The organism is Bacillus sp. BSL6, from assembly GCF_052928345.1.
Genome location: NZ_JAVGCW010000002.1, coordinates 238,961 through 260,412 on the forward strand (window position 1 = coordinate 238,961; position 21,452 = coordinate 260,412).

At 35.3% G+C, this 21,452-nt stretch carries 21 protein-coding genes and 1 riboswitch; of the genes, 3 read left to right on the forward strand and 18 right to left on the reverse strand.

Annotated elements, in window-relative coordinates:
* Positions 1–17: 17 nt before the first annotated feature.
* The 3 genes from RCJ96_RS07410 to RCJ96_RS07420 are packed head-to-tail and all read right to left on the reverse strand — an operon-like array spanning position 18 to position 3,161.
* Positions 18–581 (reverse strand): CPBP family intramembrane glutamic endopeptidase, encoded by a 564-nt coding sequence (locus RCJ96_RS07410; RefSeq protein ID WP_001025765.1) that lies wholly within the window; start codon positions 579–581, stop codon positions 18–20.
* On the reverse strand, positions 581–2,110 hold the full coding sequence (locus RCJ96_RS07415) for a RecQ family ATP-dependent DNA helicase (protein WP_071730640.1): 1,530 nt from the start codon (positions 2,108–2,110) through the stop codon (positions 581–583). The genes RCJ96_RS07410 and RCJ96_RS07415 overlap by 1 nt, the downstream gene beginning before the upstream one ends.
* The gene (locus RCJ96_RS07420; RefSeq protein WP_001176993.1) at positions 2,100–3,161 is read right to left on the reverse strand and encodes a helix-turn-helix domain-containing protein; all 1,062 of its coding nucleotides are present in this window, start codon (positions 3,159–3,161) and stop codon (positions 2,100–2,102) included. The genes RCJ96_RS07415 and RCJ96_RS07420 overlap by 11 nt, the downstream gene beginning before the upstream one ends.
* A gap of 267 nt (positions 3,162–3,428) precedes the next feature.
* Here RCJ96_RS07420 and RCJ96_RS07425 point away from each other — a divergent pair, with 267 nt between their 5' ends.
* Positions 3,429–3,677, forward strand: coding sequence for a ferredoxin (locus RCJ96_RS07425; protein WP_001151996.1), 249 nt, complete (start codon positions 3,429–3,431; stop codon positions 3,675–3,677).
* Between the two features lie 123 nt (positions 3,678–3,800).
* Here the strand turns inward: RCJ96_RS07425 and RCJ96_RS07430 are convergent, their stop codons facing one another.
* Positions 3,801–4,379, reverse strand: a complete 579-nt coding sequence (locus tag RCJ96_RS07430; RefSeq protein ID WP_000810850.1) for an ECF transporter S component — start codon at positions 4,377–4,379, stop codon at positions 3,801–3,803.
* A gap of 162 nt (positions 4,380–4,541) precedes the next feature.
* Positions 4,542–4,681, reverse strand: a riboswitch (FMN riboswitch).
* Positions 4,682–4,926: 245 nt separating this feature from the next.
* Here RCJ96_RS07430 and RCJ96_RS07435 point away from each other — a divergent pair.
* Positions 4,927–5,613, forward strand: coding sequence for a hypothetical protein (locus tag RCJ96_RS07435; RefSeq protein ID WP_074609547.1), 687 nt, complete (start codon positions 4,927–4,929; stop codon positions 5,611–5,613).
* 26 nt (positions 5,614–5,639) lie between these two features.
* On the opposite strand, the gene RCJ96_RS07440 is transcribed toward RCJ96_RS07435, so the two are convergent.
* The 14 genes from RCJ96_RS07440 to RCJ96_RS07505 form a co-directional block, all read right to left on the reverse strand.
* A complete protein-coding gene (locus RCJ96_RS07440) occupies positions 5,640–6,254 on the reverse strand; it encodes a peptidoglycan DD-metalloendopeptidase family protein (protein WP_000645701.1) in 615 nt (204 codons plus the stop codon).
* An 84-nt stretch (positions 6,255–6,338) separates the two neighbouring features.
* The gene (locus RCJ96_RS07445) at positions 6,339–6,920 is read right to left on the reverse strand and encodes a cob(I)yrinic acid a,c-diamide adenosyltransferase (RefSeq protein ID WP_074609549.1); all 582 of its coding nucleotides are present in this window, start codon (positions 6,918–6,920) and stop codon (positions 6,339–6,341) included.
* Positions 6,921–7,057: 137 nt separating this feature from the next.
* The gene (gene resE / locus RCJ96_RS07450; protein WP_074609551.1) at positions 7,058–8,833 is read right to left on the reverse strand and encodes a sensor histidine kinase ResE; all 1,776 of its coding nucleotides are present in this window, start codon (positions 8,831–8,833) and stop codon (positions 7,058–7,060) included.
* Entirely contained in the window at positions 8,833–9,549 is a 717-nt protein-coding gene (gene resD / locus RCJ96_RS07455; RefSeq protein WP_000426862.1) for a DNA-binding response regulator ResD, read from the reverse strand. The genes resE and resD overlap by 1 nt, the downstream gene beginning before the upstream one ends.
* A gap of 302 nt (positions 9,550–9,851) precedes the next feature.
* Positions 9,852–11,009, reverse strand: coding sequence for a cytochrome c biogenesis protein ResC (gene resC / locus RCJ96_RS07460; RefSeq protein ID WP_074609553.1), 1,158 nt, complete (start codon positions 11,007–11,009; stop codon positions 9,852–9,854).
* A gap of 14 nt (positions 11,010–11,023) precedes the next feature.
* The gene (gene resB, locus RCJ96_RS07465; RefSeq protein ID WP_416504193.1) at positions 11,024–12,649 is read right to left on the reverse strand and encodes a cytochrome c biogenesis protein ResB; all 1,626 of its coding nucleotides are present in this window, start codon (positions 12,647–12,649) and stop codon (positions 11,024–11,026) included.
* A gap of 121 nt (positions 12,650–12,770) precedes the next feature.
* Positions 12,771–13,292: a thiol-disulfide oxidoreductase ResA gene (resA, locus tag RCJ96_RS07470; protein WP_000742206.1), complete on the reverse strand. Its 522-nt coding sequence runs from the start codon at positions 13,290–13,292 to the stop codon at positions 12,771–12,773.
* A gap of 94 nt (positions 13,293–13,386) precedes the next feature.
* Positions 13,387–14,115 carry a 23S rRNA pseudouridine(2605) synthase RluB gene (gene rluB / locus RCJ96_RS07475; RefSeq protein WP_000440556.1) on the reverse strand — a complete coding sequence of 243 codons (729 nt, stop codon included), beginning with the start codon at positions 14,113–14,115 and terminating at the stop codon, positions 13,387–13,389.
* 289 nt (positions 14,116–14,404) lie between these two features.
* A complete protein-coding gene (gene spmB / locus RCJ96_RS07480; protein WP_000029511.1) occupies positions 14,405–14,935 on the reverse strand; it encodes a spore maturation protein SpmB in 531 nt (176 codons plus the stop codon).
* Positions 14,932–15,528, reverse strand: a complete 597-nt coding sequence (spmA, locus tag RCJ96_RS07485; protein ID WP_000247805.1) for a spore maturation protein SpmA — start codon at positions 15,526–15,528, stop codon at positions 14,932–14,934. Before spmA ends, spmB begins: the two co-directional genes overlap by 4 nt.
* Complete coding sequence (gene dacB / locus RCJ96_RS07490) at positions 15,521–16,645, reverse strand: D-alanyl-D-alanine carboxypeptidase DacB (RefSeq protein WP_074609555.1); 1,125 nt, start codon at positions 16,643–16,645, stop codon at positions 15,521–15,523. The genes spmA and dacB overlap by 8 nt, the downstream gene beginning before the upstream one ends.
* A 111-nt stretch (positions 16,646–16,756) precedes the next feature.
* Positions 16,757–17,671 (reverse strand): superoxide dismutase, encoded by a 915-nt coding sequence (locus RCJ96_RS07495; protein ID WP_000082669.1) that lies wholly within the window; start codon positions 17,669–17,671, stop codon positions 16,757–16,759.
* Positions 17,672–17,776: 105 nt separating this feature from the next.
* Positions 17,777–18,268 (reverse strand): YpuI family protein, encoded by a 492-nt coding sequence (locus RCJ96_RS07500; RefSeq protein WP_000067567.1) that lies wholly within the window; start codon positions 18,266–18,268, stop codon positions 17,777–17,779.
* A gap of 21 nt (positions 18,269–18,289) precedes the next feature.
* Positions 18,290–18,679, reverse strand: coding sequence for a hypothetical protein (locus RCJ96_RS07505; protein ID WP_000583785.1), 390 nt, complete (start codon positions 18,677–18,679; stop codon positions 18,290–18,292).
* A gap of 186 nt (positions 18,680–18,865) precedes the next feature.
* Between RCJ96_RS07505 and mprF the strand changes: the two genes are divergently transcribed.
* The gene (mprF, locus tag RCJ96_RS07510) at positions 18,866–21,451 is read left to right on the forward strand and encodes a bifunctional lysylphosphatidylglycerol flippase/synthetase MprF (protein WP_270794541.1); all 2,586 of its coding nucleotides are present in this window, start codon (positions 18,866–18,868) and stop codon (positions 21,449–21,451) included.
* Position 21,452: the final 1 nt, after the last annotated feature.

Consider the following 21,452-nt stretch of genomic DNA (forward strand, 5'->3'; position numbering starts at 1 on the left):
TCACCACCACCTTCCATTTATTTTCTTAATTGGAGTCCCATTATAAAATCAACAAGAAAGTGTGCAAAGATTGTTATAAACAAATTTCCTGTCCATTCAAATACGTAACCAAAGACAAAACTAATGAAACAGACGAAACAAAACAAAAATGGCTTTTTTATATACCGAATATGTAACACTGCAAATACAAAACTCGCTATTACAATTCCAAAGTGCGTCTGCACTACACCTCTAAATAAAAATTCTTCTGCAAAGCCGATAATGAACGTAATAACGAGTAGATGCATAACTGACATCCCTTGAAACATCCTATCGTTAATACCACCATCATCAAACCAAGACTCTGGAAACACCCGCATTGCAACATAATCTAATAACACAATACCAATTGCTAACAAGCCACCTATTATAAGTATAGACACCGGTTCCCATTTCCACAGACTATACACCGATTTGATATCTCGGAATAGTATATATGCTAGTAAACAACCGATACCAATAATAATGAACTGTGTGATATACAGATTCAGCCTTATTTCTTTCGGACTCATATCTTCAATATTATGCCTTTGAATGTTCATCATTCCCCCATCTTTTCTAGACCGAAAAGCTTTTGTAACTCTGTTTCCCAATTATAGTCGAAATCCGATTGTTGCGCTTGTCTTTTTTTATAATCTGTTTTTGTAATATGACAATAGTCGCAGCAATTCTTTAACTCGCCCTCTTTTCTGTAACCGAACTGTTGCAATAAATATTCACGTCTACATCCTTTCACTTGTATCCATGATTTCATGTTTTCTAGCTCACTATATTTATTACGTAACCTGATTTCTACTTCAGCTATTAATCTGTTCATAATTTCATCTGACAAGCTCTCTAATATTAGTTTTCGTTGTTGTATGATTCCAAGCTGTTCAAGATGATAGCGGATGAAACGCCAATATTGTTCATTAAATCTTGCTGCATTATAACAAATTTCTTCTACCTCTTCTATTGGTAATTCTTTCGTTTGAAACATTCTTTCCTGTAGTAAAGAAAATAAAAATTGTATTTGCGACTGGCTTGGCAATTCATCTTCAATTATTGAAATTGGTAAATCGTGATCTAACGGACTGCATAGTAAAATAGCTATACTTGGTTCACCATCTCTTCCAGCTCTTCCGATTTCTTGTAAATAAGAAGCTATATTAGTCGGATAGTGAAAATGAATAATATATCTCGTGTTCGATTTATTTACTCCCATACCAAAAGCACTTGTACATATTACAAGCTGCAATTGGTCATTCATAAACTGCTGTTGAATTAACATACGCTCTTCATGTTCCATACCACCATGATAGAAAGCGACACCAGTAACGCCTTTTCCTCTTAAATATTCCGTTAAACGTTCTGTCCACGCTCTGCTTGAACAATATACAATCCCCGGCCCTTGTAAATACATCACCTGGTCCAAAAGCGCCTCTTTCTTCTCTTCTATCGTCTCTACAAATTGTACTTCCATTGCTATATTTGGACGATCAATAGAGTATACATGCTGCGTCACATTCTCCAAATTCAAACTCTCTGCTATATCTCGGAGTACATCTTTCGTCGCTGTTGCAGTTAATGCTAGCACCGTAGGAGACCCGATATTCTTAATAACTACATTTAGTTTTTTATAATCTGGTCTAAAATCATAACCCCATTGCGAAATACAATGAGCTTCATCCACAACAAATAATGAAATATGAACTTTCTTCAATTCTCTTATTAACAATTCCGACTGCAACATCTCTGGTGATACAAAAATAAATTTATAAGAAGCTAATCTTTTCATCGCTTCTCTTTTTTCCTGTAATGTCCGAAAACTATTAAATGCTATCACTCGGTTTTTCACAACATATTTTAATTGTGTAACCTGATCTTCCATCAAAGATAATAATGGTGATACAACAAGTACTGTCCCTTCTTGCATAAGCCCTGGAAGTTGATAGCACATAGACTTCCCTCTTCCGGTCGGAAGCATCGCTATAACATCTTTTCCTTCCAATAAATCTGTAATGACTCCTTTTTGACCTGGACGAAATTCAGAATATCCAAACCACCTATATAAATATTCCTCAAGTTTCATTTATACCCTCCATCCGCGCCAATACAAGACGAACTTCAAAATAAGAGATATCCTCTCCAACCGCTTGTTTCAACTCACGCAGCTTACGTGTTTGTAATGCATCAATTACTTCTGTTACTTTATCTATTTTGTCTTTTTCCATAAACATTTCAATTGAAAAATCTCTTTCTCGCAAAGCAATTTCAACAAAATGATCTTCTATCGTTGCAACCTTTAGATTTCTAATTGTCGCTATTTCTTCTAATGAGCGCCCTTGCCTCCAAAAATTATATGTTTTTTTCGTTGATAAACTAAATAATTCAGCTCTCTCATTTGGATAAGAGATAATCTCAGATAATAACGGAAATTCATTTTCATAATCGCGAACTTCTTGTATAAGGAAATGAATTGTACCCCAAAATAAAAAGTACACCCTGAAAACATCTCGTCTCGTAATTTCTGCTAACTGCTGCAATGTACAACCGATACGTTCATATCCTGTTAATCTATATGTTACAATCGTTGCTTCTACCACATCACATTTCCTTAAAAGAGTATATATTTCTTTCCATAATCCTTTTGCCAATTCACTACGCCTATACGGCATACCTGTTAAAAAGCGTTTCACCCAAACCATTATTTCTGTATCTTGTTGAATAGGAATAAACTTCGTATTATTCTGTTGTAAATTAGATATAGTTTGAATAATTAAGGATAATCTTTTCCAAAATGTTTCACCTAATTCACCATAGTGCAAACCATGTAAATGCGCTGGAAAAGCATACCCTTCCTCCCATGTATGTAACTGCATTTTACCTTTAGGTGTTAACAAATATGTATTTTCATGTATCTCTTGAATCAAATCTGCTTGCAACAACTTTGCAACTTCACGATCATATTCAGCTCTATTTAGCGATTTATATATTCCAAACAAAAAAGAAATTCGGAACATATTTCCATCTTGTAACGTTTGCGAAGAACGTTTTCCCTTTAATAAATAATAAATAGAAGAAACGGTCCTTTCACCATTCAATTGTTTTAAACAATACAATACAGTATATTGTAGTTGCATTACCGCTTCCACCTTTCAATCTAACTTAGTTACTCATTAAACTTATCATATTGGCAATATGTACTTGTATATATTCTATTGTACCAAACGAAATAACATTTACGTATTTTGAAAATCTTATGACATAATGCAGAAATTAGTTGACACTCTAATTGATAAGGATTATCATTATAATTTTATGTTGAAAAGTTTTAAAAACCGTTTTACAATAAGGTTATAATTTTTATGGCGAGCTTTTCACATACATATTATCAGGAGGGAAAAAAGATGGCAAAATATACAATCGTTGATAAAGATACTTGTATCGCATGTGGTGCTTGTGGCGCTGCTGCACCAGACATTTATGACTATGATGATGAAGGTATTGCATTCGTAACATTAGACGATAACCAAGGTATCGTTGAAATTCCAGATGTATTACTTGAAGATATGATGGATGCATTCGAAGGTTGTCCAACTGACTCAATTAAAGTTGCTGACGAATCATTCGACGGCGATGCTTTAAAATTCGAATAGTCTTTTATTAACTTCAAAAAATACCCCTCATTCCTTTGAGGGGTATTTTTTGTTTTCTATTTTCATTCTCCTTATTAAAAAACCATTAGTAGTTACATACTACTAATGGTTTTATTTTATATTTTATGCATTTTTCATTTTTGCAAACACCCATACTTTCAGGCGTGAGAATAACGCTACAAATACAATTGTCACAACAATTCCTTTAATCAAATTAAATGGTAAGATTGCCGTTACAACCGTTGTTTTTATCGCTTCGCTAGACATAGCTGGTGAATTTAAAAACCAAGTGTAAGCTGGGAATATGATGATGTAATTTAATACGCTCATAATAAGAGCCATTGTAATTGTCCCTAGCATTAATCCTGTCGTTAAACTCTTAACAGTACGATACTTCCTAAATAAGAAAGCTGCTGGTCCAATAAATAAACATCCTGCAATAAAGTTAGCAATTTCTCCAACTGGTACTCCCGTTAAACTCCCTTGAATCCCGTAATGTAAAATATTCTTTATCGCTTCTACAATTATCCCTGCAACTGGTCCGAAAATAATTGCAGCAATTAGAGCTGGTACATCACTAAAATCAATTTTTAAAAATGGCGGAAGCCCTGGGAATGGGAAATCCAACATCATCAGTAAATATGCAATACTACTTAGCATCGCTACACTCACCATCTGCACTACACTGTTTTTTTGTTTCATCTTTCTCTCTCCTTTTCCATCGATCATCTCATGGAAAGTGGAAAGGTTCTGCTATGCCTACTTTTTCATAGAACGAAAAAACCCTTTGTGTTTTACACAAAGGGAGAATTTAAGGCACATCAAACAGACGTTCAAATACTTATCTTTTTTGAACGCTTGAACCTCCATCTTCTCCCATCCAGACTGTACTGTCGGCTTTGGAATCACACCAAATCCTGCCTTAACGGCTCGCGGGCTTAGAACAAAATCACATATAGTTCATCACCGCCGGTCGGGATTTTCACCCTGCCCCGAAGATAGACCGATATTCTATTTTCCACTTCATTATACAACAACATGATCGTATTGTGAACAAAAAAAGTGTAACTTATTAAAAATAAGTTATTAATTTTACATAACCAAAATCATACATTATATTTTACAATACACCCCATATTTTTTAGTATTCGGCATTTCTCCTATGAATCCCCTAGTCATATATAATTAAAAGTGATAAGATGTTGAATTGTTAAGATAAGAACATTTTCTGGATTATGGAGGAAATGTCATGAAGAAAGAAAAGAGACACTCTATTCGAGAAACAATGAAAAAAAACTTAAGGAAAGAATACTTTTACTTAAAAAAAGAATTACTTTTCTACTGTCCAATTGATTTAGGCACATTCTCAAGTGAGACATACTATGCTGCTTTCGATGAAGATGGCATCAGTATTTATCAGTATGATAAAAAGACAGAAAGTAAATTAAAATTATGTGAGCGCCATCCATGGAAGAATTGGAATAAAGTGAAGGTTGATCATTATTTGACAACTTCACAATTTATTTTCCAAGGTGAGCGAAACTGGATATTATCCCTTTTCCAAAAAGGAAAAGAAGCTCAAAAAATAATCGAAGAGCATACATCTTTACAAACTGAAGTTGTTTCCCGCTCTTTCTTAAAAAAGCTTCCTGGTTTCCGTTCTAATGCACCATTGAATAAATACATCGGCAGCATTTGCTATACTGCACTCATTGCATTTTTATTAAAATGGATGATTCCATTTCAAGGACCACAAATCGCCCTGTACTCTATTTCAATCGGTTGTATGCTTCTTGGTTTACTTTGTTTGACAATTGGTTTAATTGAACCGACTATTGTACTATTTCGAACAAACGAAAAAACAAGAGCGAAAGTATTTTACTTATATAGCTACTTAGCTATTTCTGGATTTATATGTGTCTTTATTTTTTGGTAAAAAAGAGCTAGTAACTAGCTCTTTTTTTACTTTACATATAATTGTTGATTTGGATAAATGAGCTCTTGTTGCAACCCATTTTTTTCTTGAATTTCCTTAACGGACATTCTAAATTTCCGTGCAATGCTAACTAGAGTATCACCTTTTTGGACAACGTATAACGATGAAGAAACTGTTTCATTTCTTTGTTCATGTAAAACAAGCAATGGATTCATCGCATTCTTTTTTGCCATCGTCCATTTTCCTTGATGAACTTCTAAATGTAAGTGTGCACCTCGGGATTCTCCTGTATTTCCTACTTCTCCAATTATTTCTCCCTTTGAAATATAATCCCCTTGAACTACATATCTCTTATTTAAATGTGCATACACAGCCTCATATTCTCCATGTTTAATAAATATAACGTTTCCATAACTACTTGAATAATAAGACTTTGTTACCTTCCCTTCTTGAATAGCTGACACAGGCGTGCCGATCGGTGCCGCTATATCTATACCGTAGTGTTTTCCGTGCCTTGTCCCAAAATAATCACTTATCTGTCCTTCAACAGGCCATGCCCATTGATTTCCCTCTGCGTACACATGTAATTGAGATAAAAACAGTACTGTCAATAACATGACGCCGTATTTTAAAGCTTTCATATACATCCTCCGTTTTCTAATTACGACCATACCTTCTCTATTTTGGTATATTACAGAAAAAAGTATACAAAAAAAGAAAGTGAATCACTCCACTTCCTTCTCTTTCTTATCACGAAAAACGATTGCACTGCGATTATACTCTACATCTTTTACTTGTAATCGAGCGTTTATTACTCTAGCTACTGCAAATAAATAGTCAGATAATCTATTGACATACTTTAGAACAACTTCATTTATTTCTCCTTCTTTTTGCAGGGACACGATACATCGTTCTGCTCGCCTTACAACTGTACGTGCAATATGAATAGCAGCTGCCGACTCGCTTCCACCTGGTAAAATAAAACGTTCTAGCGGCGGTGCTTCTTCTATATACGAATCAATCCTACTTTCTAAGTTTTCGACCATTTCAATTTTTACTTTATAAGGAATTTTCTCACCTACTATCGCCAAGTCTCCCCCGCAATCAAATAGTTCATGTTGAATCGTTTCAAGTTCATTGTAAATATCTCCGAAAACCCCGCCTTGTAGTTTCGTCATCGCATATCCAATATGAGAATTCGCCTCATCTATCGTGCCATATGCTTCCACTCGGATATTATCTTTATCCACTCTGCCACCTATTACACTTGTTGTTCCTTTATCTCCTGTTTTTGTATATAATTTCATCGCTTTACGACACCCCTCTCATTATTCTTCATTCGACTAAGTTAGAAAAAAAGTTCTACTATTATTTATTTAATTGATTTTACAAAAAAATAAAAAACAGTAGAACTTTATTCATTATCAACTTTAAAAACAAATATCTAAATTATACGATTCGGTAAATAGACAGAGAATGTAGTTCCCTCTCCAACAACACTTGAAACAGCAATTTTCCCATCATGGCCTTGCACAATATTTTTTGCAATCGCAAGCCCGAGTCCTGTTCCACCTTTTTTTCCACGTGTTCTTGCTTTATCAGCTTTATAGAAACGATCAAATAAAAATGGAATATCTTCTTCTGGAATACCGGCGCCTGAATCTTGCACTTCAAAAATAAGACCATTATTTTTCGTATCAATTACAAGCGTTACATGTCCGCCTGCGTTCGTATGACGTATTGCGTTATCAATTAAATTCGTCAATACTTGTTCCATACGATCTGCATCAAACGGGTACTGCTCAATTTGATCTTTGAAATCAACTGTTAACGCGACTTCTTTATCCTTCGCAATCCCTTGGAATTTACGACCTATTTTTTCAACAAAAGGATGAATATCAACTTCACCTATATGTAACTCTACATTACCACTTTCCATGCGCGCTAAATCTAATAATTCATTTACAAGTTTACCTAAACGAACGGATTCATCATAAATGATTTGAACAAACTCATTAATTTCTTCTTTCGTTTGTACAATATCATCTAAAATTGCTTCACTATACCCTTGAAGCATGACCATCGGTGTACGAAGTTCATGTGATACGTTCGCAATAAAGTCTTGACGCATCTTCTCAAGACGGCGTTCTTCCGTCATATCACGCAATACAGCTACAGCCCCGCGAATTTTCGTTTGATTGTAAAGCGGCGTCATAAGAACTACATAGTTACCTTTTTGTAAATTAATTTCAACCACTTGTTGTTGTTCGCTTTCTACAACGAGATGGAATAGTTCAACAAGTTCAGAAGGTAGTTTTTTACTGAGCTCTATCTCTTTTTCTTCTTGCCAAACTTGTAAGAAATGTTCAGCCGGCGGATTGATTACAACGACTTCACCCTCTTGATTTAATGTAATAACCCCATCTGCCATACTACTTAAAATACTAGCTAACTGCTCTTTCTCTTGCTGCAGGGCATTCATATTAAACTTCAACTGTTTCCCCATTTGATTTAAGGCTGTTGCAAGCTCACCAATCTCGTCCTGAGATACCATAGGAGCTTTCGCATCAAACTTCCCACGCGACACCTCAAAAGCAACCTCACGCATTTTACGAAGTGGCGCTGTAATTCGAGTAGATAAGAAGAATGCAAAGAAAGTTGTTAATATAATCGCAATCCCTGCTGATAAGAATATAAAATCAGTCGTTCTTTCCATACCTTGTATCGGTACTTGTAAAGATTCGTATACAAACACTGCACTTTCATTTTTTGACTGCACTGGTTTTCCGACAATCATAATATCATTTTCAGTATTTTTATTCTTTCTACTATTAGAGGCTTTTCTAATGTTATTTTTAATTTCTTTTTTGTCTGTAAAAACAGCCGCTAATTCTTTATCTTCTTTCAAATCATCCATTGTAAGAGTGACTAATCCTTCTTGTTTCGGTGAAGAAGATATTTCTTTACCATCTTCTACAATAATGATCCTTGAAAGTGGGTCAGAGAATTTGTACGCGATATTCTCAATCGTTTTTACATCGGCACCTTCTTCAATTAACTCTGAAACACTTGTTGCAACTTTTTGAAGCCTAGCTTCACTCATATCTACATAATATGTTCTAAAAAACTGTGAAAGTAAAATCGCAACAAATCCAAGCACGAACGAAACGAGAAGTAATATGGTCATCCATAACTTCCCTACTACACTTCTCCAAAGCATCAGTCGTTCACAACCTCAAACTTGTAACCTACGCCCCAAACGGTAACAATCATCTTCGCAGCATCTGGTGATTTTTTGCTTAACTTCTCACGTAAACGCTTTACATGCGTATCAACTGTACGTAAATCTCCGAAGAATTCATATTGCCATACTTCTTTTAACAATTGCTCACGATCAAATACCTTATCAGGCGCTTTCGCTAAGAATAATAGTAATTCGTACTCTTTCGGGGTTAAATTCACTTCATTCCCATCTGCTGTAACACGGTGTGCATCATTATCAATTGTTAAATGAGGGAACACAGTAACATCTTTTGTCGTTGTATCTTGTGTAAAGAATGTTGTTGGTACAGAACGGCGTAAGACCGCTTTCACTCGAAGCACTACTTCACGTGGGCTAAATGGTTTCACAATATAATCATCAGTTCCTACCTCAAATCCTTGTACTCGATTTACTTCTTCACCTTTTGCTGTCAACATAATAATTGGCGTTGCTTTCTTCTCACGAACCCCTTTACATACTTCAATACCATCTTTACCAGGCATCATAAGATCTAATAGGATTAAATCATAATCATTTTGCAACGCCATTTCTAAAGCTGTATCACCATTGTCTGCTTCTTCAATTGTGTATTGTTCTCTTTCTAAATACATTTTCAACAAACGACGAATACGATCCTCATCGTCTACAATTAAAATTCTTGATTCATTTTCCATTTCTACCCGTTGCGTACTTTTACCACAACGGTTCACACCTACCCTTCTATACTATTATGTTGCGCTATTCTCGTTTATTTAAGCAATCCTCTAAATGTTTCACTTTCCATACTATGCTTCACAAGAATAATAAAGTTTGTTCAATTTTTTTCCAAAACTATGTATTTTTTTTGAACAGTATATAATGTCCTCGACATCATTTTACAAAATCAACTGCTACTTTGTCATGTTTTTCTCAAAAAAGAAGAAAAGTTGACAAAAATAAAATAGGAAAGTGACATACACTCTCCTATTTTATTTCTCTATGCGTATGAATGTAAACCCGCGATAATTAAGTTTACTACAATAAAGTTAAACATAATGATTGCAAAACCAATTACCGCTAACCACGCTGACTTCTCTCCGTGCCATCCTTTTGATAAACGTAAATGTAATACCGCAGCATAAAAGAGCCAAGTAATAAGCGCCCAAACCTCTTTCGGATCCCATCCCCAAAAGCGTGTCCATGCTATTTGAGCCCAAATCATGGCGAAAATTAATGCACCTAACGTGAAAACTGGGAATCCAATTGCAATAGAACGATATCCAATTTCATCTAACAAATCGCTGTTCGTATTTTTCACTAACGGCTGAAGTGCCGCTGATACTCTTTTACGTAAAATTAGCCTTAATACGATATACAGTAACGTTCCAACTAACACTGACCAAATAACAGTATTTAATTTTTTCGCATTTACAATCGCTGGAACTTCAACTGTCGGCTCTAATTTATTTTCTGTCAGCAACTTCCCTTCATGCGGCGCTACTAAAGCCGGAAGATTGTACTTCATTTCCACTTGTTGTTCATTTTTATCAACCCATTGAAACTTCGCTTCATATTTCATACTAGAAAATACCGTTGTCACTCCAATAAACCCAACTGTACAAACAAGCGTGAACACGACCGTTTCTAACCAAAATGTACGTTTGCTTCTCGTTGATTGATCTACATTTTTCAATAGATACATAACGCCCGTAATAAAACTAATCGCTAAGATTGCTTGTCCTGCTGCTGCAGTCGTCACGTGAATATGTAACCAATTACTTTTTAAAGATGGAATAAGCGGTGATATTTCCCTCGGAAACATACTCGCGTAGGCAATTAATAAAAGCGCAACTGGTAATGCAAAGAGCCCAATTATACTTACGCGGTACATAAAATACATAACAATAAATGCTCCTACAAGCATCATACCGAAAAACGTACCAAATTCAAAAAAGTTACTTACTGGCGCATGACCTGATGCGATCCACCTTGTTACAAAATAAACTGTTTGTGCAATAAACCCTAAAATTGTAATCGTTATTCCTACATTTGCCCATTTATGACCCTTTTCTTTAATTGCTCCCCCGAAAAATAGAGTTGCAATTAAATATAAAATAAATGCGGTAAAGAGAAAGTTACTACTTATTTGCACCATATCATTTCCCCACCTTAACTAATTTTTTTATCGACTACTTTATCATTTGGTTGCGGAATTGCTGTACCTTCTAGTACTCTTTCAATATCTTTCTTTAAACCGAACCAATTTTTATTCGTATGTCCTGCAATCCACCATTCATCATTAACGCGTTGTATCCAAATACGGCGATGATTCCAATACATACCTTGAATCACACCAACCATAAATATAAATCCTCCAATACCGAGAATCCAAAGCGTTAAATCTTTCCTTACAGTAAGTGCTGTTGCATTTTGCATTTCCACACCTGCAAAGGACATTTTATATTTGTTATTCCCATCAGCTTCTATATTTTGCTGTATACCAACAAAACTCACTTCACCATCTGGTGTTTCAGGTGTAAACATTTTAAATACGAATGCTGGATTGTTTGGTAATTTCGTTTTTGTATTTGGTCTTCCATTCTCATCAAAATAAAAATCTGGGAAATAGTTTAATAGTTCTAAAGAATAACCATTTCCTAAATCATATTTTTCTATAGGATTCGTTAAATTGACTTTAATCGGTCCCCATTTTTGATTATTTTCTTTATTTTGCAAGTTAAAGGACATACTTTTAAATTCACTTTCTTTGTAATCCACTTGATACACTGCAAATTGATCAAATTTCAACGGTTCATTCACTCGAATTTCCGCTTCTTTTACTTTTTCTAATTTCGGTTTTTCTCCTGCTATATTTTCACCTATTGCTTTATACAATATGGCATTCGTTTGGAAGTTTTTCGCAATCATTTTATCGCCTACACGGTCAATTGCTTCATCAAAAACTTCTTTATCCTTACTTTTATCATAAACTTCCTTTATAAACTTCTCATTTTTTAAATAGTATTGCCCATCCGTTCCTGGTATTTCTTTCGTTTCACCATCACGTAACCAAAGCGCTTCGTCTACGTACATACTTGGTAAAAAACGAAGCATCGCACCGAATAAAAAGATGATAAGACCGATATGATTTACATATGGACCCCAACGTGAGAAACGTCCCTTTTCCGCTAAAATGTTTCCGTCTTCCACTTTCACATTATAGTTCACTTTCTTTAAATTCTTTTGCACTCTTTCCAGGTCACCATCTTGCGGTGCACCAGTGCCGTATAATCTTTGTCTCTTTAAAAAGCTAGGATGTCTTTTAACCCCTTGTTTTTTTAAAGCTTTATAAAGTGGAATAACGCGGTCTAAACTACATATCACAAGTGAAATACCGATAGAAGCAATCAAAATCATATACCACCATGAACCGTATAAATTATTAAATCCTAATTGATAGTATAATTGTCCTAAAAACCCATATTCTTGTTTATAATATTCAGCTGGTGCAATTCCTGGAGTTATGTACATTTCTTGCGGAAAAATAGTTCCTATCGCCGATGCCGCTAAAGTGATTACAATTAGCCATACACCCACTTTTACAGAAGAAAAAAAGCTCCAAATTTTATCGACTATCGTTTTTGTTTGCGTGAGAGATCTCCGAGCACTCCCCTCATAGCGCATATCCAATAGTTTTATATTTTCATTGCTTTCAAATGGTTTCCCACAAGCTTCACAAAAAACGGTTCCTATCGGATTCACATGTCCACATTCACATTTAATTTCTTTCAACACTCTCACCGCCCCTGTATCTATATGTACTATTGTATATTCTAACCTCAAGTTACCGCAATACTCAGAATTTTTAAACCAGAGGCACTATAGACACGCACCTCTTATGTAAAGGCTTTCTTTATTACGGAGTAATTTTCTTTAAATATCCTTCTAACTGTTCTTTCGTTTGTTCACCTATAATTTGCTCCACTACTTTTCCATCTTTATCAATCAAGAAGCTTGTTGGTAGTGGTCCTACTCCGTATGTTCCTATAATTTTTTGTCCTTTATCAATGGCAACTGGGAATTTCAAACCGTATTGGTTCACAAAATTCTTTACTGCGATGTCCGTCTCATCTGCATCTAACGCAATAATTTCAACGCCTTTTTCTTTATACTTTGGGTATAGTTCATTCATATAAGGCATTTCTTTCTCACAAGGTTTACACCACGTACCCCAAAAATTTAAAAATACACCTTTTCCCTTTAAATCTTTTAGTTCAATTTTCTTTCCTTCTAAATCCGTCACAACAAAGTTAGGCGCTTCTTTTCCAATTTGCATTTTCTCTTTATCAGCAAAGAATCCTTGATAAAGTGTAAATCCTACAGCACCGCTTAAAATGAGCAGAATGATAACGCGAAATAATAAGCGATTTTTCTTCATATTGTTTCCCCTCTCTTCGACGAGTGATGAATATATGTATTTTTTAATAAATCACCAGCGGAACATTCCACTGGTGAAAGTTTCACAATATCGATTAGCGAGGCTTTGTGGAAGCCAATGCACGTAATTGTTTCACCTCATGTGGTGTCAATTCTCTTGCATCACCAGGTCGCAAGCTACCCACTTCTAAAAAGGCGTAGCGTTCACGCTTTAGTTTCACTACTTTACAGTCTAAAGCTTCAAACATACGACGTACTTGACGGTTACGTCCTTCATGAATTGTTAGTTGTACAATCGCCATTTCTTTACGCTTGTCCCAAGAAATAATCTTCACACGCGCTGGTGCTGTTTTTCCGTCTTCTAACGTCACACCACGTTCTAACATGCGGATTTTTTCACCTGTTAGAGGCCCTTTTATTTTTGCAACATATGTTTTTTCAACTTTATATCTAGGGTGCATTAATACGTTTGCGAAGTCCCCATCGTTTGTCATTAATAATACGCCAGACGTATCATAATCTAAACGTCCGATTGGGAATAAACGTTGTGTAATTTCTGGGAAAAAGTCTGTTACAACACTTCTTCCTTTATCATCTGATACACTTGAAATTACGCCAGTTGGTTTATATAGTAAAAAATAAACAGGTTCTTCTTTTTCAAGAGGGATGTTATTTACTTCTACTTTATCTTGAGGAGTTACTTTCGTTCCTAACTCCTTCACTATTTTTCCGTTAACTTTCACTTTTCCTTGCTGAATTAATTCCTCAGCCTTTCTTCTCGATGCAATACCTGCTTGCGCAATCACTTTTTGTAATCGTTCCATTTCTTTTTTTCACCTCGAATTTATCTTACCTTACATTAGAAAGACTTGGCAACCGCATACACTTGACGGCTTTTCGCTCCATCTTACTTAAACAACATAGCGATGATAATAAACATATAAAGGTCAAACCATGTTTTTACCTTTTATTATTGTCCATATTTTTCATATTGCTCACAATAAAAGTTCATTATTTTGTCAAAAATACCGCATAAAAAAACCACTATTAAGCAACACCTTAATAGTGGTCGTATACGTATTATAAGCGAAATAGCATAAAAAATGAATAGTATTACTTAAACATTAAAGAAACAAACACAATCGAACAAATAATTCCGATTAAATCGGCAAAAAGTCCTACTTTTAATGCATCTCCCATTTTTCTAATTCCAACAGCTCCGAAGTATACTGTTAAAATATAAAAAGTCGTATCTGTACTCCCTTGCATCGTAGAAGCCAATCGCCCAATGAACGAGTCTGGTCCATACGTCGCAATTAAATCGGTCGTAATACTTAAACCAGCAGAGCCCGAAATAGGACGTATAAGTGCTAGTGGAACAATTTCTGCTGGGACATGAATTAAATCTAACATCGGCTTCATCACTGATATCATTGCATCTAATGCACCTGAAGCTCGAAATATAGAAATAGATACGAGCATTCCAACCATAAACGGTAAAATGGAAATTGCAATTTGAATCCCTTCTTTTCCTCCCTCAACGAACGATTCATACGTCGGAACTTTCTTTATCGTTCCATATAAAAGGATAAAACCAATGACACAAGGAATTACCCATAATGATATCGTATTGACAATGCTCATTTTTTCCGCCCCTTCCTACTCCTTCTTCGGTAAAAATAGCGGTCAATCCAAATCGCTCCGATCATAGAGAGTACTTGTGCAATGAATGTTACCCCAACGATTTCGGTGGGATTTGCTGATTCATACGTCATTCGAATCGAAATGACGGTCGTAGGAATTAAAGTAATCGCTGATGTATTTAATGCTAAAAACGTTACCATAGAACGACTCGCCGAATCCTTCCCTCCATTTAACTCTTTCAATTGTTCCATCGCTTTAATGCCAAGAGGGGTCGCTGCATTACCTAATCCAAAAAAATTTGCCATCATATTTGATAAAATAAATCCCATTGACGGATGATCCTTCGGTATTTCTGGAAACAACCTTTTTACTATCGGCATAAAAAGTGCCACTAACTTTTTTAACAACCCAGCTTCCTCTGCAATTTTCATTAAGCCGAGCCAAAATACTAAAACACTAATCAGTCCTATACAAATTGTTACTGCGTCTTTTGCTCCATCAAATACAGCTTTATTTATTGCTTCCATCGTTCCATTTATCATCGCATACACAATCCCAATGACAGCCATCGCTACCCATACGAGATTAACCATCGTTCCCAACACCTATCATGTAAGAAAAAATTTCTTTCACATTATTCCAGTACATTCCCGTTGTAGCTACTAACTTTCGTTTACTATAAAATAAATTCCGTTCTCCAACTTTCTCATTGCCAACATAAATGTCTGTCTTTCCAACCTTTACTCCATCCACAAGCTTTGCACTTTTATCTAGTTCAACTTTTAATACTACGCTCTTTTTTTCCTCTTCAGTTAAAGGTACTGAAAAACTATTTTTCGTGTAAACATGATTGGCGTATTTCTTTTCGGTTATTTCAGCAAGTGCTCCTTGTCCTAAAACTTTTGTTTGTTCGAAACGGTCAAAACCTTTATCAAATAAATTCATATGATCATCCCAATCGCTAGAAGCGCTCAAAGTTACGACAATTAGATCTAGTCCATCTTTTGATGCTGTTGTAACAAGCGTTCTTCCTGCTTTCTTCGTAAAACCTGTTTTTCCCCCTGTTGCAAATTCATAATACGACGTCACAAGTTTATGTTTGTTTTTCCACGGATAATCCCACGAATCTGATTTATACGTTTTTGTTCCAAAAATTTTCTTAAAAGTCTCGTTCCCCATTGCATATCTCGTTAAAAGTGCCATGTCATAGGCCGACGAATAATGAGATCCATCTCCATCCAAACCATGTGGGTTTGAAAAGTGAGTATCTTTCATTCCAATCTGTTTCGCCTTTTCATTCATTAAATATACGAACCCTTCTATACTCCCTCCTACATTTTCAGCAATTACTTGTGCTGCGTCATTACCAGATCTAAGCATAAGTCCGTATACTAAATCCTCTAGCTTCACTTTTTGCCCAGGCTTTAAATAAATTGCAGATCCTTCGACCCTGACCGCTTCATTACTTACTAATACCCTTTCTTTCATCTTTCCTGATTCAGCAGCTAATAAGGCTGTCATAATTTTTGTTATACTAGCAATTTTTTGCGGCTCATGTTCTGCTTTTCCGTATAATACACGTCCAGAATGTTGTTCCATTAATACAGCATTACGAGCACTGACATTGCTGTTCATCTTTGCATATGTAGGAATTGGTATAACGCTTGCGTACATAATAAGAAGCGTAATGATTACACAAATTCGTCTCATATTTCCCCCCACGTCCTTTTGGCACTTTTTGTACAAGTGTATGCTTGGCCTTTTAAAATATGAACGAAATCTCCCTCTCCTTCCAATAAAAAAGACGCAGAGAACCTGCGTCTAATAAGGTGTCCATTCTATTTGTTTTGCACTTTCAAATCTTTTTTCTACATCCGGCCAATTTACAACATTCCACCAATTTTTAATATATTCATCTTTTCGATTTTGGTATTGTAAATAATACGCATGTTCCCACACGTCTAGTACAAGGAGCGGTATCGTATCCCATTGTGTAAATAATTGATGAAGTGTACTCTGTAAAATTTCTAATCTTCCCGATCGGGGAACCCAAACGAGAATTGCCCATCCTGAACCTTCCACTTTAGAGGCTGCTTCTGTAAAATGTTTTTGAAAACGCAAGAAACTTCCAAAATCTTGTTCAATCCGGTGTGAAAGAGCCCCTCTTGGACTTCCGCCGCCACCTTTTTTCATGTTATTCCAAAATATTGTGTGCAAGTAATGACCTGATCCATGAAAAGCAGCTTCTCTTTCCCAATGCTTAATTAAATCAAATTGATTTGTTTTTCTCGCTTCTTCCATCATCTTCTCTGCCTTATTTAATCCTTCCACGTAACTACGATGATGTTTATCATGGTGTAACATCATAATTTCTCTAGAAATATACGGTTCTAACGCATTATATGGATAAGGTAGTGGTGGGAGTGTATGCCCTCCAATTGGAACAGCTCGTTCACTATCCCCTCTTTCACATAGTTCATATTCCTCTTCCCCCTGCACGAATACTTCCTGCAAATGATGCTGAATATGTTCTACATCATCACTTATTTCATACATAAACTCTGCATCTGTATCATACTCATGCTCTTTCATACGGTCTAATAACGTTTGAATTTTATAAGCAAGCATATGGACATCATACACTTCCATTGCACGGCTATCTAATACGTGAAGAACACTTTCACACCAGCTTTCTACTTCATGAAAGTAATCTGTGAATACACCTTGCTGACTCATGTTACACCTCCTTAATGCTATCCCCTTAAATATATTCAAAGGAAATCTCTTATATAACTGTACAAAAGGAAAAGAAGCTAAGTCCCCTCAGCTTCTTTTTCGCAGTTAATATTTGTGTAACATCTTTGTTTGATAATCCGTCTCATAATATTCTAATTCTTCACGCATCAATTGGAATTTCCCCTCTAAGCTCTTCATTACTTCCTCTACAGATGCAGGTGGTGTTTGTTGAAAAACGATGGAGTTTTTCCCTGTATAAGCAGACCGACTATTTTCATACCAATGATCACTCTTTGGTGAAAAAAACTCTGCAATTACTTGATGATAAATTTTATATAAAATCTTTTCAGCTGCTGTCTTTCGAAATGGCTGGCTATTTAACAAAACAAAACATGCATCATGCCCTTCTTCACAAAAAACGAGAAGACGTCTTATTGACGCTAATAACCCTTTATAATATTGTTCGTTTCCTGCCGGTGTCTCTTCTAATAAAGAAGGCAACGTATGATAATTTACATAATTGGTTATCAAATGAATAACATCTTCTAAAAACATAGAAACTTGTTCTGTTTGATTTTCCACCATTAGATTAGACATTTTTCCCTCTCCTTTGCCATTTCACGCTATTTCTACTCTTTTATTTTTATGTAATTCAGCCAATATTTCTTGTACTTTCACCACTATTTCCTCATCAAAATATTGTTGGAATTCTTCTATATTATTTAAATACAAACGTTTTTGCATACGAAGCTCATTCTCTTTCAGTAAACAACATATCGCTACAATATCCCGCAAATATATGTCTTGATTTTCTACTTTACATACTGGATTTCCTTCAAAAGGAGTAATTTCTTGTAAAACTTCTTCAAAATACCGAACATATAAAACAGAAAAGGTTCTTTCTTTATCATTTAATATATATGTCACTTCAGATCTATTAAAAAAATCTTCTGACGTATTAGGTTTTGCTTTCTCTAGCTCATACCCTGCATAACCTATTATAATCATCTAATTCCCCTCTCTTCCTTCTTTCAACTTATTTTAACTTAATTTTCTGACAAACGAAATACTCTTTTAAATATAACCCTTATAAAAAATAGCTTCCTTATACAGGAATTTACCTTTTTATTTTTCTTGAAGTTTGTCATAATAATATTATTGTCTCAGTTTTCTTATACAAGGAGAGTTGTATTTATGTCGTTTTCATGGAAACGTTTCTTACAAATCGGGAAAATTATCTTCCCATTTGTTGTATTAACAATTGTATTCTTTCAAGCAAAAAAAGAATTAGCAGGCATTTCTTTTTTAGAAGCAATTAATACAATTAAAAACATTCCAACCGGAGGAGTCTTTTTAGCAATTACACTTGGTGCATTTGCCGTATCAACAATGTTCTTTTATGACTATGTTATGCTTCGTTATTTAAAAGCTGATATACCTGTCCAAAAGATTTTTCGTATCTCATGGATTGCTAATACTTTAAATGGATTTATTGGATTTGGTGGTCTCGTTGGAGCAGGTGTACGAACAATGCTTTATCGTCCATACATAAAAGAAAATGGCAAACTTATTAAAAGTATCGCCTGGATGACAACCGCTTTTATTAACGGACTCGCTATTCTTTCGTTCCTCGGTCTTATTGGAATATTAGACACAAGTTTTATTTTGCATGAAAAACCGTGGCTATGGCCTGTTCTTATCTTCTTCGCCCTTTTCGTCCCTATATACATTGGCTTTTCTAAACTAAAAAATAGAAAACCAAAGCAAACCGAAGGACAAGATGAAGGAGAAGAAGAGAAAAATCCAACTGTTTTATACTCATTAGTTTCATTAGTTGAGTGGGTATCTGCTGGTATCGTTATGTATGTCATACTAATATTATTTGGCATTGATATCGAATTTCAAAAGTTTTTAGGTGTGTATGTAATTGCTGCATTAGCTGGTGTTGTTAGTCTTGTACCTGGTGGACTTGGTTCATTTGATCTTGTCTTTTTAACTGGGCTCGGACAGTATGGCATTGATACAGGTGTATTACTACCTGCTATGTTATTATATCGCCTCGTCTATTACATTTTACCATTCTGCCTTGGTCTTATTTTTGCAGCTTTTGAAATGACAGGCGTGGCCATTAAAAAGTTTGAAGACAAACCTTTTATTGCGCCTGCATTAGAAACAACTGGTGTTATATGGACTTTGCAGCGTGATTTTCTAGGAAAACTAGGTTCGTGGGCCTCTGCTGCTTTAACAGTATTTGCTGGATTAATGGTTATTTTATCGACCATTCTACCGACAAGTATAAACAGAGCACACGCCTTACATATTCTAGCTCCAAAACATCTTATTCAATTTTCTTTTAGCTTATCACTAACATTCGGTATTCTCCTCCTGATCCTTTCACGAGGCATATATTATGGAACAAAGCGTTCTTACTATATGACGATTATTTCTTTAATCGGAGCAGCTATCTTTAATACGCTAAAAGGGATTGATATTGAAGAAACGTTTATTTTATTAATTGTACTCGCTGTATTATATATGCTTCGTAAAAGATTTGTACGCGAGAAAATGGAAGTCTCACTTTCTGATATCGTAAAAGTTTTTATATTCTTACTTATAACTTTATATTTATATAAAAACTTAGGTATTTTATTTGCAGGTGCAAAAGAAGCTTTTAAACCTGATTTTGTCGTTCGTAATATTACGCAAGTAAAACGAAGTGCATTAGCAGCTGCCTTTTTCGTTCCTACATTTTTACTGATTGGCTCACTCATTGCTAATCGTTATAGAAATGAATTTCCCGGGCAACCAGCTAATGATAAAAGATTACAAAACTTTTTAGATGAACATGGTGGAAATGTACTTAGTCATTTAGGTTTCTTAGGCGATAAACAATTCTTCTTTAGTAGTGATGGGAAAGCGCTCCTTCTCTTCTCTATAACTGGAAAACGTCTTGTTGTGCTAGGTGATCCAATTGGAGATCCTTCCTCCTACCGTACTGTGTTACAAGAGTTTTTAGCTGAAGCTGACCGATTTGGATACATTTGTGTATTCTACCAAATCGAAAGTAAATGGATGAGTTTATATCATGATTTTGGTTACAACTTCTTTAAGCTTGGTGAAGAAGCTGTCGTTGATTTGAATACATTTACAATAACAGGAAAAAAACGTGCCGGTATGCGAGCGACTTTCAACCGTTTTGAACGAGAAGGCTATACATTCTCTATTCACCAGCCGCCGTTCTCAGATGAACTATTTGAAGAATTAAAAAAAGTTTCAGATGCGTGGCTCGGTGGAAAAAAAGAGAAAAGTTTCTCACTCGGATACTTTGATCGTGAATATATTAGCCGTGCTCCTATCGCTACATTATCTGATGCAGATGGAAAAATCATTGCATTCACGACATTTATGCCCGTATATCAAAACGGATCATTGTCTGTTGATTTAATGCGCTATTATCCAGATGCGCCTAGCGGCATTATGGATGCAATTTTCATCCACCTATTCCAGTGGGCAAAAGAAAATGAATACCACTCCTTTAATATTGGTATGGCACCACTTTCAAATGTAGGTTTATCGACACAATCTTTCTGGTCTGAACGGGTTGCTGCTGCCATCTTTAATAATGTTCGTTACACATATAGTTTCAGCGGGTTACGACATTTTAAAGAAAAATATAAACCAACATGGAGCGGTAAATATTTAGCATTTAGAAAGAATCATTCTTTACCAATTACAATGCTCTCTGTAACAAAATTAATAGGAAAAAGAAAAAACAGCTAAA